The following is a 14,040-nucleotide window of genomic DNA, read 5'->3' as shown; positions in this document are numbered from 1 at the left end:
AACCAGAATAGACGTAAGGAAAAGAAGTATGCGTAACTACACTGAAAAACACATCAAGTGCCCTCATTGCGGGCATCTTATCGGTATTACATTAGACGCCAGCAATGGCAGTCAAGACTTCTACGATGACTGCCCAGCTTGTTGCCACGCAATCCACCTCAATATGATGGTGGACGAAATGCAAGACACCATTCAACTAACGATAGACGCCGACGACGAGCAGGTTTTCTAAGAGAAGATTACCGCCACATAAACGTGGCGGTGTGTTGTTAAGCCAGACCTTTCGCCGCCAACACGCGTTCAGTGGTATCCACAATCGCTTGGGTCTGTGGGTCAAATTCGATATTCACTCGCTCTCCAACCTTTCTTACGCCAAACAGAGTTCGATTTAATGTCTCTGGGATGAGATGTACAGAAAAACGGTTCTCTGTGACTTCACCGATAGTTAACGAGCTGCCATCCACACCAATAAAACCTTTTTCGAGCACGTATTTCATTTGCTTCTCTGGCAAGCTAAACCAAACGGTGCGGTTATTGGGGCTATCAATCACATCTTCGATCACAGCGGTATTGCTGATATGGCCTGACATGCTGTGTCCACCGATTTCATCACCAAACTTCGCGGCTCGCTCAATATTCACTTTGTCGCCTGGTTGTAAGTCACCCAAGTTGGTCAGTCGTAGGGTTTGCCGCATGAGGTCAAAACTAACCAGTTCACCGTCAATGCGAGTCGCGGTTAAGCAACAGCCATTGTGGGCCACCGATGCACCGATTGTTAACCCTTCTAACATTTCATTGCATAAACGGAGTGTATGAGTCTGAAATTGCTCTTTCTTATCGATGATGACCACTTCTGCCATTCCCTGAACAATGCCTGTAAACATGCTATGCGACCTCTTTTCTCTAGCGCGTAGTTTAAGATTCCATTATTATCCTGGATCAATATTCCGGAGGCTTCAAAAAAATCATACTCATTGTTCTGGCCTACGCTCAACACCAGACAACTTTCCCGAAATGATACCTGTGCTGAATGTTCATCAGCTCAACCACTCCATAGGTTACGCGCCTTTGTCTGCCCCGGAAATGCAGTAAGACCTTATAACATATTTACCTATCTAGTGGAGTAGACGTGCAAAATTACAAGAAAGAAGCATCCAGCCTCGTCAGGCTAGCAACACCAGTACTCATTGCATCCGTTGCACAAACCGGTATGGGTTTTGTCGATACCGTGATGGCCGGGGGCGTGAGTGCAATCGATATGGCATCCGTCTCCGTTGCGTCAAGCATTTGGTTTCCTTCAATTCTGTTTGGCATTGGACTATTGATGGCCCTGGTCCCAGTTGTTGCTCAGCTCAATGGCGCCGGAAAACGCGACAATGTGCCGTATGAAATCCAGCAAGGCGCAGTAATGGCACTGCTTATCAGTGTGCCTATCATCGCGGTGCTTTTTCAGACTGAACGAATTGTTAGCCTTATGGATGTCGAAGTCGCACTAGCGACCAAAACCGTAGGTTATATCCACGCGGTGATCTTTGCTGTGCCTGCGTTTTTGCTGTTTCAAACACTGCGTAGCTTGACCGACGGGCTTTCTTTGACTAAACCAGCGATGGTCATCGGCTTTTTCGGTTTGCTGCTCAATATTCCGCTCAACTGGATGTTTGTCTACGGCAAACTTGGCGCGCCTGCGCTCGGTGGCGTCGGTTGTGGGGTGGCGACGGCCATTGTCTACTGGATCATGTTCTTCATGTTGCTGCTTTATGTGACGACGTCACAAAGGCTCAAACAGGTGAAGCTATTCCATGTTTGGTATCGCCCTAATCTGAGTGCTCAAATCAAACTCTTTAAACTTGGTTTCCCTGTCGCCGCCGCACTGTTTTTTGAAGTCACTCTTTTTGCCGTTGTGGCGTTGATGGTTGCGCCGCTCGGCTCTGTGGTGGTTGCAGCCCACCAAGTGGCGATCAACTTTTCCTCCTTGCTGTTTATGCTACCAATGAGTATTGGCGCGGCGACCAGCATTCGCGTTGGTCATAAACTTGGCGAAGCCAGCACTGAAGGCGCGAGAGTGGCTTCCCACGTTGGTCTGATGGTTGGGCTACTCACTGCGGTACTCACGGCGACGGCAACTGTGCTGCTGCGTGAGCCGATTGCATTGCTTTATACCGACAACCAAGCGGTGATCCATCTCGCTATGCAACTACTGCTGTTTTCGGCCATCTATCAATGCACGGATGCGATTCAAGTCATTGCGGCAGGTGCACTTCGTGGCTACAAAGACATGAAGGCCATCTTTAACCGTACGTTTATTGCGTACTGGTTGCTGGGTTTACCAACGGGCTATGTGCTTGGCATTACCGATTGGATTGTTGAACCCATGGGAGCGCAAGGCTTTTGGATTGGTTTCATCGTCGGCCTCTCAGCGGCAGCGTTAATGTTGGGACTACGTCTGCATTGGTTGCACAAGCAAAGTGACGACATACAGCTGCAACTGGTAGGAAAATAGCTATCTACCCAGTTATTGCCCCCACTCTTCAAGCCGGCGGATGCCGGCTTTATACTATCTTAAGCGTGGAAGGTTATTGAGGATGACTATGTTGCAGCGTGTTTGCTTACTCTTATTGGCTCTCTTTGTGCTTACTGCCTGCACTGACAATGGCGGTATCGAAGATCGTTTTGTCACCTATGCAGAGCGTCTGGCCAACGTTCTTGAGGTGGATGCGCCAACACCTCCCTCCTCATTTGCCATCACACTTGAGGATAAAAGACGGCTATACAGCGAGCTGCCTCGCTTATATCTCGGTTTACTGGATAGTTATGAGTTGAGTGATTGTGGCCTTTTTCAAATCGTTGCTGAAAAGAACTCGTCGCTTGGAAAAGTTTGGGATCAGTTCCAAGATTTCGACTATCAACTACGTTTAAGTAATACGCTACGTCACTGCCTGATGTCCGACTCGCTCTCGGCTCGTTTGAGGAAGCAACTGGAAGATCTTGCCAACATCAAACAGGGTCATTTGTCCATCCATTTGCGAAACTTAATCTTGACCAGTGACGCGATGAGAAAGCAGCTCAGTGGTCATCAGTGGTTAATGGAGGGACAACAAAGCCAGTGGAGTGAAATTCATGACGCCTTGTCGATTTTTGCGCAGATAGACGCCGCGGCCAAGGCGGGTGAACCGTTTACTCTGTCAGTCTACCCCTACCAAGAAGTTTTAGAGAGAGCACCCCTGATTGGTGCTTTGTACTACTCGCTACAACGCTCAACACGTTGGCTGAATCTCACCACTGAGATGCTATCGAAGCATATTTCTTCAATTCACTGCGGCGCTAATCGGGATCAGACTCGTTTTAACTACCTGCGCAACGTTTTTGATGAATACTACATAAAGTCGATTCAAGCGTATAATGCCGACCTTGACGCAGCTTACTATCAATTGAGTAACCATTTGCCCATCATCATTACGTCATTTGAAGAGCAAAACTCGGCATATCGACTCCAAGAAGCTCATCAAGAATTTCGCCAGGCCAATCTACAACACATTCAGTTTTGGCAGCAGCTTTTTCAGCGCTGCCAGAACCCTGTTCAATAGTCCGCGCTTATTGAGTAACACGCTGGCGCAAGTAACGAGCAAACTTAGGAATGCCATTGTGGGTTAGGCCGTTATAACGAAAAGTAATGGTGCTGCCGATCGCTGGTGGCGTTTCGCGTTGCACATCGGTAAACCCGCTACCGATATAAAATTCTGTTCCATCCCCCAGCCGAACCAAAATGGCGCCCATTTTACCCATAAGGCGCCCACTACCGGGCTTATAGCCAATCACCACCGCGTCATCGTCTTGATAACGCTTGAGTTTAAGTAGATCGGAGCTGCGACCCGCTTGGTAGCGGCTGCTGATTTTACGCAGCATTATCCCCTCTCCTTGCTGGTGATCTATTTCATCTAAGTGTGCAAACAGCGCTTGTTCACTTTGTATCGGCAGATGCTCAACGTATTGGATATGTTGAACATCCATTGTCCGAACCAAGTCAGTGATGTGATGGTAACGCTTGCGGTAGTCGCCTGCGGTATGTGGCGAATCAAAAAGCATAAAGCGAATTTGCTGCCATGCTTGGTCTATCGGGCTAGTATCTAACACGGTTTGCTGCACAAGATGAAAGTGACCTCGCCCCGCCCAAAGCTCGCCATCTAACGGATAGCTGGGTAGCGCCTCCACAAACCAGGCTGGAGCGTGAATTTTTTTACCACTTCGAGTTTGGAGCTGCCCCCCTGTCCAATAGGCACGAATGCCATCCAGTTTTTCGCTGTACCAGTACTCATCGATGTTAATTCCGCTTTGGTAGTTTTCAGCCAGCACAATATCTGCCTCTGGCGGTGGAGAAAGCCCTTCAGCAGAAGTAGCGAAAGTGGCCAATAGGCAGGAAGCTAAGATGGTAAGACGCATCGCATAAATCCTCATAAGTTATCATTTTTCAAGGATCAAATTGGGTGCGAATTGTTCATCTTGGGCAAGTTGAATATATTACTATTGCGAGGATGATTTTGTAGTTCCGGCTGTGACAAACATCGTATTTCAGTCGCAGGTGCGACATAGCACGTTAAATCGGAGTTGAGTTTAGTCTTGCCAAATTTTACGCATTTTCTCTATCGTTTGTGCTGGCACTTGATGAACGCTAGCGTACTCTCCTTTGCAAACCAGAACCTTAAGTGGAATGTGATTATTTTGGGCATATCGGCGATAGGGTGCTAGTTCCCAGTGGCGTATAAATGTATTGCTGACAATCACATGTCGCTGACTTTGTAAAAGCTCAATGGTGCGCGCTAAACACCATTGATGCGCTTCACTAAGTCTCTGCGGCTCGAAGTGATACTCTCCGTTTGCATCGACGAAAAACATATCCGTCTCAATGTGTATCGCCTGATGTTTTCTGGCCAGCTTTTGCGCCAAGGTACTTTTGCCGGAACCCGGCAAGCCACGGATTAGCGTCAGTTTTGCGTTTGTCATTGAAGTAACCTCGCGATGACGCCGCTTTTGAAGAGAAATAAACCGCTAAGGATTATACACACTTGCGACAAGAGTTGGCGTTTTGGTTCGATCCGAACAATTGAACAAACGTAAAATAATTTAGAACCATGTCACTTTGGCCTGAAAATTGCCCTATTCGTTTCAAAGGATAAATTCGGCGTACTTCGCCCTTTTTAAACAAAGTGTTGCACCAAATTGAAACATAGGAGGCACCAGTATGGGCAGTTTTTGGGATAAAAGATGGCAGATCATTGAAGGTGCGGACAGCTTGTATCAGGTGATCCAGCGTTCACACAAACCAGCGACCAAACGTGAGTTGGCACAGTCGCCCGCTCAGTCTCGCAGCAATCGACAAGCGGTTCACTATACGCCACCAGAAATACGTGAACTGGTGGATGAGATCGTCCGTTATTCCAGCGTTAAAACGGAGCGCAATGCCAGTCGAAAATAATCTTTACTGTTGATTTTTTGCTCATTCACACAAGGAAAATGTGATTTAGGGCGACTCTTTTTTACAATTTGTAGCAAGTTAGCTTGTTATTTCCGTTCAAATCCCAATGATCACAGTATGAGTTAGCAGACCCTCTCTCAGGAGAGGGTTATTCATATTAATTTGATGCACCGCAATGCGAGCCTGCGCCAGTGAATTTTAGTATTACGCTTCCAAACCGAAGCCATTTTCAAAGGTAATTTTTATGTCTGATGCACCAACTACCGTGGAGTATACCGTCGAAACCCTACAACCTGTGGTTGAATCTTCAGGTTCAGTTTGGGGTTATGTTTTAGGGGGTATTGCTGTGGTTGCCCTGCTTGGTTACGTGGTTTACAAAAAAGCCAACACGCCTTCTTTTATTATCAAGCAAATGCGTAAGCGCAATCAGAAAGAGATGAAAAAGCAAGGCATCGAAAGTGCTGAAGCGATGCTCGATCTTGACCAACTACTTAACGCCGTGGAAAGTTACGCGAACGATAAAGGGATGAGCGGAACTCAAATGGTTCAGCTACTCGCGCCACTGAACGATAAAGCGAAAATTAAATCGGCCACGGATCTCTACGGCTCAATGTCTTACATCGCAAAAAGTATCAATAACATTGCGCTGGCAAAAATGTTGGGAAATAAGGCGAAGCAAGTCCGCTCTAGCTCTGCGCTGATGACTGGCCTGCTCAAACGCGCAGGCGTGTAATTAGCAAACTCTCGGCAACTTACTTTCTACTTTGGGGTTTGTCTTTTTAGGCAGACCCCTTTGCTTATTTAGTTTACCAATTCATCGAGTTTCTGCTGAACAAGCAAATTTGTTTGAAAGCGAAAAATATTACGCTTCGCTTGAAGACAAAAGACCGCAAGGGCGATATGCTGCGCTGTAAGAGAGTGAACTGTCTGAAATACAATGGATTTTTGTGCTTTGAATCACACTAGTGGCTTTTCTGCTGTGACAGCGTCGCCAAGCTATCCATACCCGCTTTTTGGTATGATTTTTAAGGAAAAACAATGCCTCCAATGATTGTCGGCCACCGTGGTGTGGCAGGTTCTTATCCAGAAAATACGCGGGCAAGTGTGCAAGCAGCGATTGATCTTGGTCTCAGCTGGGTTGAAGTTGACGTACAGCCGACCAAAGATGGCGTTTTGGTTGTTTGCCACGACCACACGATCGACCGGTGTAGCAACGGTAAAGGCCGCGTCGATGAGCACACGCTGGAAGAATTACAAGATTTAGACTTTGGCGGTTGGTTCGACCCCAAGTTCAATGATGAACCGATCATGACATTGGAATCGCTGTTAAAAATGGCGGCTGAGTACGATTTGGGCTTAAACATTGAAGTCAAAGTCGATCGCCACGAATTGAGTGGAATTGTGCGCAATCTCAAAGAATTGCTTGATGATAGCCCACTCACTACCGACAAAATCTTGCTGTCTAGCTTTAGCCATGAGGTGATTTTGCAGTTACATAAACACTGCCCGGGTTACCGACTGGCCGTGCTAAGTGAACGTTTGTCGCAGCGCGACAGACAAGTGCTGAAAGAAGTCAACGCGTTCAGTTGTAACTTGAACTATCGCTGGATTACAGAAAAACACATTCTCGACTTGCGCCGCGGCGGATATCAGATCTGGTGTTTTACCCTCAACCAGCCGGATAAGTTTCGTTATTTTGACAAAGTCGATGCGATTTTCTCTGATTTCCCTGAACGTTTTACCTCTTAACGCCTTCTGTTCTCGAGAGGTTGTTTCAAAGCTGTTTTAATAACGATGCCCATCAACGTTGGTGGGTATTTTTGTTCACTTCTTATCGAATCAACCTTGTTTGCCGGTTGATTCTCGAATCACTAATTCGCTTTGGTAAACACGATGCTCGACAGGCACAGTTTCCTTGTTGGCGAGCTTGAGAGCACAAAGTGTCGCATCTTTACTTAAGGTAACGATCGGCAGGCTGACTGTTGATAAACTCGGTATCGCATAAGCGGCAGCTGGCTCATTATCGATACCGATTATGGCGATATCGCTAGGCACTTTCTTCCCGTGATCGTACAGTGCGCGAATCGCGCCTAGCGCCATATCATCGTTGCTGGCAAAAACGGCTGTGAACGTTTCAGCTGTTTGGAGTAAATTGTTCATCGCCTCATAACCACCAGCAAGCGTGTTATTACTCTCAATCACCAAATCAGTGCTTACCGCAATACCCTTATCTTGCAACGCTTTTTGATAGCCCTGAAAGCGAATTCTGCCCGTCTCGCTCTGTAATGGCGACGCAATGCAAGCGATTTGTCTGTGCCCAAGTGAAAGCAAGTGTTCCATTGCCAGTGATGTCACCTGCTGCTGATCGAGACCAAAGCTATATAAATGAGGGTTGGTCAAACGCCGATTGAGGATCAATAGCGGTCGTTGTATCTGTTGCTGCAAGCCAACTAGGTCATCCTGCGATAAATGACGGCTATAAAGCAGAACCGCATCACAACGCTGCGCCGCTAATGTGGTGACCGCTTCTTTTTCGCCTTGCTCACTGTTTTTGCTGTTCACGACCAGCAGTTTTTTACCCGCTTTCTGTGTCTCTTGCTCTGCATGGTACAGTACGCTACCAAAATAACTACTTTCAAAATGGGGCAACACTAAACCTATTGAGTGCGAGGTATTGGTGGCGAGTGCCTGTGCCAACGTATTCGGTTGATAGCCTAATTGGCGCATGGCTGACAGCACCGAATCACGCGTTTTCGGTTTTACCTGCTCGCTGTGGTTGAGCACTCGTGATACCGTGGCTTTGGAGACTCCCGCCAATTTACACACGTCGTTTATGGTTGCCATCAACAATCCTTCAAAATGATTTCTCCAACTTAACTGTTTAAGCTGAATCCGTAAAAATTAAGCGGCGACCCAAAGGCCGCCGACACGATTTAAAGCTTTTCACCGTTACTGGCGATCACTTGTTGATACCAGTAGAAGCTCTTTTTCTTAGCGCGCGCCATGGTGCCACTGCCATCATCGTGTTTATCCACATAGATAAAGCCGTAGCGTTTTTTGTACTCGCCAGTGGTGAACGATACACAGTCGATACAACCCCAAGGGGTGTAACCCATCACTTCAACACCGTCATAGTCGATCGCTTGTTTGACTGCCGCGATATGCTCAGAGAGGTAGCGAATTCGGTAATCATCGTTGATTGAACCATCCGCTTTGACGGTGTCCAGCGCGCCGAGGCCATTTTCTACCACAAAAATCGGTTTTTGGTAACGCTCATACAACTCAGAAAGCGCATAACGTAAACCTTGTGGATCAATCTGCCATCCCCAATCAGACGCAGGAAGATACGGGTTTAAGCGGCTGGTTTCAAACAAAGAGGTGGTTTCGCCCTCTTGTTCTGGCGCTGCAGAGACAATGTTGGTCATGTAGTAACTGATGGCGAGATAATCGGCGCAGCCTTGGCGCAGGATCTGCTCATCACCAGCTTGCATCTCAATCTCGATGCCTTTGCGTTGCCACTCTTTGCGCAGATAACTGGGGTAATAGCCACGAACCTGTACGTCACTGAACAGATATTTCTCACGCATCAACTCTTGCGCCAACAACACATCTTCCGGACGTGAGGTGGCAGGATACAGCGGCATCATATGGATCATGCTACCAATTTTAAAATCCGGATTGATCTCGTGCCCCAGTTTCACCGCTAATGCGCTGGCAATAAATTGGTGATGTAGCACTTGGTACATGGCTTGTTCTGGGTGGTCTTGCTCAGCGTAAAGCATACCTGAGTTGCAATAACCAAAGATCGGCAGCTTCCAGTTGCGTTGGTTATTGATTTCATTAAAGGTGATCCAATATTTCACCTTATGCTGGTAACGGGTCATCACGACTTGCGCAAATTTGGTGAAGTGATCAATCAAATCGCGGTTGAGCCAACTGCCATACTGCTTTACCAGATGCAGCGGCATTTCAAAATGTGACAACGTAATGACAGGTTCAATCTTATGCTTTAAAAGCTCATCAAACAGATCATCATAAAACTGTAAACCTGCTTCATTTGGCTCGGCTTCATCGCCATTCGGGAAAATCCGTGTCCACGCAATAGACGTACGGAAACATTTAAAACCCATCTCAGCAAACAGCGCGATATCTTCTTTATAGTGATGATAAAAATCGACCGCTTGATGGTTTGGGTAAAATTCGCCTTCCATAACCCCATCGGTAATACGGCGTGGTACTTCGTGCGCACCGCGAGTCAGCACATCAACAATGCTCACGCCTTTACCACCTTGATCCCAACCGCCTTCCACTTGATGCGCCGCTACCGCACCACCCCACAAAAAATCGTTAGGAAAAATAGACTTAGCCATAGATGACCTCTCTCACAAAATTGGCAATTCATTTTTAGCCAGTTCAAACTGCTGACACTATAACTTAAACTTTTTTACAATGTAACCGGTTTCCGAAACCGGTTACAAGATAAAATATCTGCAATATGACCATGGTCAATGTTACCTATCACAAGTATCGGCAATTCTAATTAGTCTTAGTGGGGATCCGTGTCTAGACTCTAAACGTCAACACAGTATCTCAACTCATTCGAATACAAGCTGATTTTCTGCTTTCGAGTGACGAAATTCATCAAAGAATCCCCAGACACTTGGGGTTGCCGCAAAATGGCAAACTGTGCACCTACACCAATATGAGTGCGGGTCTCATGAAAATGGCCACACGCAGCAACTTTCAACTGAAAGGGAATAATGCGAAGCAAGGAGTAATCAATGGAGCACGATAAAGCGGGTTCAAGCGGCCAATGCCCAGTCATGCACGGCGGTGCAACGTCAGCGGGTATATCAAATATGGATTGGTGGCCTAAAGCGCTAAACTTAGACATCCTTCATCAGCATGACAGCAAAACCAATCCACTTGGTGCTGATTTTAATTATCGCGAAGAGCTGAAAAAGCTTGATGTAGAAGCGCTAAAGCGCGATCTGAAAGCGTTAATGACCAATAGCCAAGAGTGGTGGCCTGCCGACTGGGGACATTACGGCGGTTTGATGATTCGTATGGCATGGCACTCTGCGGGTACCTACCGTATTGCCGATGGTCGTGGCGGCGGCGGTACCGGTAACCAACGTTTTGCCCCACTGAACTCATGGCCCGATAACGCCAACTTAGATAAAGCACGCCGTTTGCTGTGGCCTATCAAACAAAAGTACGGTAACAAAATCAGCTGGGCGGATTTGATGATCCTCGCGGGGAACATGGCTTATGAATCGATGGGCCTCAAAACCTTTGGTTTTGCCTTTGGCCGCGAAGACATCTGGCGCCCAGAAAAAGACATTTACTGGGGTTCGGAAAAAGAGTGGCTTGCCAAATCTGGCGGTGAAAATAGCCGTTACTCTGGTCAGCGCGATCTCGAAAACCCACTTGCGGCCGTCATGATGGGGCTTATCTACGTCAACCCAGAAGGTGTGGATGGAAACCCAGATCCACTCAAAACGGCGCAAGATATGCGTGTCACTTTTGCTCGCATGGCAATGAATGACGAAGAGACCGTTGCTCTGACGGCCGGCGGCCATACGGTGGGTAAGGCGCACGGTAATGGCAAAGCTTCTAACCTTGGCCCAGATCCAGAAGGCGCCGAACTGCACGAACAAGGCTTAGGTTGGAACAACCACACCAGCCGTGGGATTGGTCGAAACACCGTCACCAGTGGTATTGAAGGTGCATGGACCACTCACCCAACCCGTTGGGATAACGAATATTTCTACTTGCTACTCAGCTATGAATGGCAGCTCACTAAGAGCCCAGCCGGCGCATGGCAATGGGAACCTGTAAACATCAAAGAGGAAGACAAGCCGGTTGATGTGGAAGACCCAAGTATTCGCTACAACCCAATGATGACCGATGCCGATATGGCTCTGAAAATCGATCCTGAATATCGCAAGATTTCAGAGCGCTTCTACAAAGATCCCGCTTACTTCTCAGAAGTGTTTGCGCGAGCTTGGTTTAAGCTCACTCACCGCGATATGGGACCGAAAGCGCGCTACTTTGGCCCAGATGTTCCGGCAGAAGATTTGATCTGGCAAGACCCTGTTCCAGCAGGTCGTAAAGACTATGATGTCAATGCGGTCAAAGCAAAAATCGCGGCAAGCGGTCTAAGCATCAGTGAAATGGTCAGCACCGCTTGGGATAGTGCTCGTACTTTCCGTGGTTCCGATAAACGTGGTGGTGCCAACGGGGCGCGTATTCGTCTCGCTCCTCAAAAAGATTGGGAAGGCAACGAACCTACGCGCCTTGGTAAAGTGCTGGCGGTATTAGAGAAAATTGCCGCTGAATCAGGCATCAGTATCGCCGATACGATTGTTCTGGCAGGTAATGTAGGTATTGAACAAGCGGCCAAAGCCGCGGGCATCAATGTGACCGTACCATTCGCATCGGGACGCGGTGATGCCACACTGGAACAAACCGATGTCGATTCATTTGAAGTGCTTGAGCCTCTCGCGGATGGCTTCCGTAACTGGCAGAAAAAACATTATGTAGTCACACCGGAAGAAATGTTGCTCGACAAAGCGCAACTGCTGCGCCTCACCGCTCCAGAAATGACGGTGCTAATTGGTGGCATGCGTGTGCTTGGCACTAACTACGGTGGCAACCAACACGGTGTGTTTACCGACCGCGTGGGTGCGTTGACCAACGATTTCTTCGTTAACCTCACCGACATGAGTTACACCTGGAAACCAACTGGTCGCAACTCTTACGAGATTGTTGAACGTAACAGCGGCAAAGTGAAGTGGACAGCCACTCGTGTTGATCTGGTGTTTGGTTCTAACTCCATCCTACGTGCTTATGCGGAAGTGTACGCACAGGACGACAACAAAGAAAAATTCGTCAAAGACTTTGTTGCCGCATGGACCAAAGTAATGAATGCCGATCGATTTGATTTGTGCTGAAACAAACCTTTATAGAGCAATTCTCCTCACCTGAGTAATGCTCATCGTTTTAGGTAATTGAACGATCCTGAGCAGGCCTCATAATCGGTCTCAACATTGTTGAGGCCGATTTTTTATGGTTTGCCGAGCATGGCGTTGAGATCTAGGAGGTGAAAGTCCTCTAAGGGCTTAGTCGAGCGAGAACCATTAGCCTATGTAAGGGGTTCACCGTTAGGTTGAATCTGAAGGAATCAAATGGCAAAATTTGGTTGTGACGAACAGAAATCTGAGCAGGGAAAAATCATGAACATTCCCGTAAATAAAGGCTTCCCAGAACCTTCAAAGGTACTCGGGATCCATCGCGCACATCGCTCTTTTGTGTTTAATACTCGCTTTTAGCGTCGTTTCACTTTTGAGCATGTTTAAACACATCTGTCTGATCCTTGCGAAATTCTCTGCTCGTTCTTCCGCTCGTTTACGGCAAGCATCCTCACCAAATTCAGTATCCAACATCCAATGCATCGACTCGACTAACCAGTGCGAGCGTGAAGCATTTAACAATTCTTTAGCACTGAGCGCTTTCGAACTAATATAATATCGCACCGTTACTTCTGACTCTTGGGCCACTGCTGATTCTTGACGAATGGAGACCACAATTCCCATCGTTTTAAGCCCTGGCCAATCCAATTCAAGATCGCCCAAAACTCTTAAATCTTCATTCACTAAGGCCAATCGTGTTTCCTGGCGACCACGCGATTTTTCCTGAGTACTGTAAGAATCACCATCATGCTTTTGTAGCATACTCATATCAAAATAGTTATCAAAAGCCTCCTCTAGTCGGCCTTGATTTCCTTTCACAGCCAGCAAGTAATCTGCGTTCTTTTCAAGGATCTTTTGCGCGATTTTCTTTTGGCAACCCATCGCATCAATTGCGACTAAAAAACCTGATATATCAAGCAGTTGAAGCAACTCAGGGATAGCGGTTATCTCATTGTACTTCTCGTAAACTTTATGTTGTCCAAGGCACACGCCATTCTCTGTAGCAAACGCATTAACCATATGGATCGCACCAAGCCCACGGGAATCATCATAAGACCCTCGAACGGTTTTACCGTCTATCGCTATCACCTCACCATCAGTGAGCTCACAGCATGATTTCATCCATTCGATAAAACACTTTTGTAAGCGTGTCGCATTAATCATTCCCATCACTCGAGCTATGGTAATAGCAGAGGGAACACCATGACTAAAATCACCAAAGCGTTTGAGAAAATCTAACCATCTTGTGCCATAAAGATGAATGGCTTTCCAATCATCCTGTCCGGAAAGTACTGCACAGATTGTTAACAAAATGATATCCGTTAACTTGTGTTCGACTTTGCCTTGTTGACGGTAATCTGGGATGACATCGAAATGCATAAATGGGTGCTGGTTACTCATCGTTTGACCTCCAATTTGTCTATGGAGGTATTATACCAATATAAGTAAAAATGTGATCTAATTGAGGCCATTCAACGATAAAACTTATTCGCTATGGACAGTCTCAATAATATCGACTTTAAAAAGCTCGCAAGCCAGCAGAAATCTATTCAGATGAAAATGAGATTGCTGGCCCTCGCTCATTTCAAAGAGGGA

Annotated in this window: 13 protein-coding genes; 7 read left to right on the top strand and 6 right to left on the bottom strand. The window is 47.0% G+C overall.

The window, feature by feature from the left end; genetic code table 11:
* Positions 1-28: 28 nt before the first annotated feature.
* Entirely contained in the window at positions 29-232 is a 204-nt protein-coding gene (locus UF06_RS09915; RefSeq protein WP_039426480.1) for a CPXCG motif-containing cysteine-rich protein, read from the top strand.
* A 37-nt stretch (positions 233-269) separates the two neighbouring features.
* Here UF06_RS09915 and UF06_RS09910 read toward each other — a convergent pair whose 3' ends face one another.
* Complete coding sequence (locus UF06_RS09910) at positions 270-884, bottom strand: riboflavin synthase (protein ID WP_045570313.1); 615 nt, start codon at positions 882-884, stop codon at positions 270-272.
* Between the two features lie 245 nt (positions 885-1,129).
* On the opposite strand from UF06_RS09910, the gene UF06_RS09905 reads away from it, so the two are divergent.
* Together UF06_RS09905 and UF06_RS09900 are read left to right on the top strand one after the other, a co-directional pair.
* Positions 1,130-2,500, top strand: coding sequence for an MATE family efflux transporter (locus UF06_RS09905; protein ID WP_045570312.1), 1,371 nt, complete (start codon positions 1,130-1,132; stop codon positions 2,498-2,500).
* Positions 2,501-2,588: 88 nt separating this feature from the next.
* A complete protein-coding gene (locus tag UF06_RS09900) occupies positions 2,589-3,584 on the top strand; it encodes a DUF3080 family protein (protein ID WP_052702545.1) in 996 nt (331 codons plus the stop codon).
* Positions 3,585-3,591: 7 nt separating this feature from the next.
* On the opposite strand, the gene UF06_RS09895 is transcribed toward UF06_RS09900, so the two are convergent.
* Positions 3,592-4,437 (bottom strand): DNA ligase, encoded by an 846-nt coding sequence (locus tag UF06_RS09895; RefSeq protein ID WP_045570310.1) that lies wholly within the window; start codon positions 4,435-4,437, stop codon positions 3,592-3,594.
* A 171-nt stretch (positions 4,438-4,608) separates the two neighbouring features.
* Positions 4,609-4,998 carry an ATP-binding protein gene (locus UF06_RS09890; protein ID WP_045570309.1) on the bottom strand — a complete coding sequence of 130 codons (390 nt, stop codon included), beginning with the start codon at positions 4,996-4,998 and terminating at the stop codon, positions 4,609-4,611.
* A gap of 238 nt (positions 4,999-5,236) precedes the next feature.
* On the opposite strand from UF06_RS09890, the gene UF06_RS09885 reads away from it, so the two are divergent.
* From UF06_RS09885 to UF06_RS09875, 3 genes are all read left to right on the top strand, one after another.
* Complete coding sequence (locus UF06_RS09885) at positions 5,237-5,470, top strand: hypothetical protein (RefSeq protein WP_045570308.1); 234 nt, start codon at positions 5,237-5,239, stop codon at positions 5,468-5,470.
* 244 nt (positions 5,471-5,714) lie between these two features.
* Positions 5,715-6,203: a hypothetical protein gene (locus UF06_RS09880; protein WP_045570307.1), complete on the top strand. Its 489-nt coding sequence runs from the start codon at positions 5,715-5,717 to the stop codon at positions 6,201-6,203.
* Positions 6,204-6,508: 305 nt separating this feature from the next.
* Positions 6,509-7,219, top strand: a complete 711-nt coding sequence (locus UF06_RS09875; RefSeq protein WP_045570306.1) for a glycerophosphoryl diester phosphodiesterase — start codon at positions 6,509-6,511, stop codon at positions 7,217-7,219.
* A gap of 90 nt (positions 7,220-7,309) precedes the next feature.
* On the opposite strand, the gene UF06_RS09870 is transcribed toward UF06_RS09875, so the two are convergent.
* Both UF06_RS09870 and UF06_RS09865 read right to left on the bottom strand, forming a co-directional pair.
* Positions 7,310-8,314: a LacI family DNA-binding transcriptional regulator gene (locus tag UF06_RS09870; RefSeq protein ID WP_045570305.1), complete on the bottom strand. Its 1,005-nt coding sequence runs from the start codon at positions 8,312-8,314 to the stop codon at positions 7,310-7,312.
* An 89-nt stretch (positions 8,315-8,403) separates the two neighbouring features.
* Complete coding sequence (locus UF06_RS09865) at positions 8,404-9,840, bottom strand: 6-phospho-beta-glucosidase (protein ID WP_045570304.1); 1,437 nt, start codon at positions 9,838-9,840, stop codon at positions 8,404-8,406.
* Between the two features lie 411 nt (positions 9,841-10,251).
* On the opposite strand from UF06_RS09865, the gene katG reads away from it, so the two are divergent.
* Positions 10,252-12,426 (top strand): catalase/peroxidase HPI, encoded by a 2,175-nt coding sequence (katG, locus tag UF06_RS09860; protein WP_045570303.1) that lies wholly within the window; start codon positions 10,252-10,254, stop codon positions 12,424-12,426.
* A 318-nt stretch (positions 12,427-12,744) separates the two neighbouring features.
* Here the strand turns inward: katG and UF06_RS09855 are convergent, their stop codons facing one another.
* Entirely contained in the window at positions 12,745-13,845 is a 1,101-nt protein-coding gene (locus UF06_RS09855) for an ISAs1 family transposase (RefSeq protein WP_045570302.1), read from the bottom strand.
* Between the last annotated feature and the right edge of the window lie 195 nt (positions 13,846-14,040).

Source organism: Vibrio sp. S234-5 (assembly GCF_000960595.1).
GTDB lineage: Bacteria > Pseudomonadota > Gammaproteobacteria > Enterobacterales > Vibrionaceae > Vibrio.
This window is presented reverse-complemented; position numbering and strand designations above follow the sequence as displayed.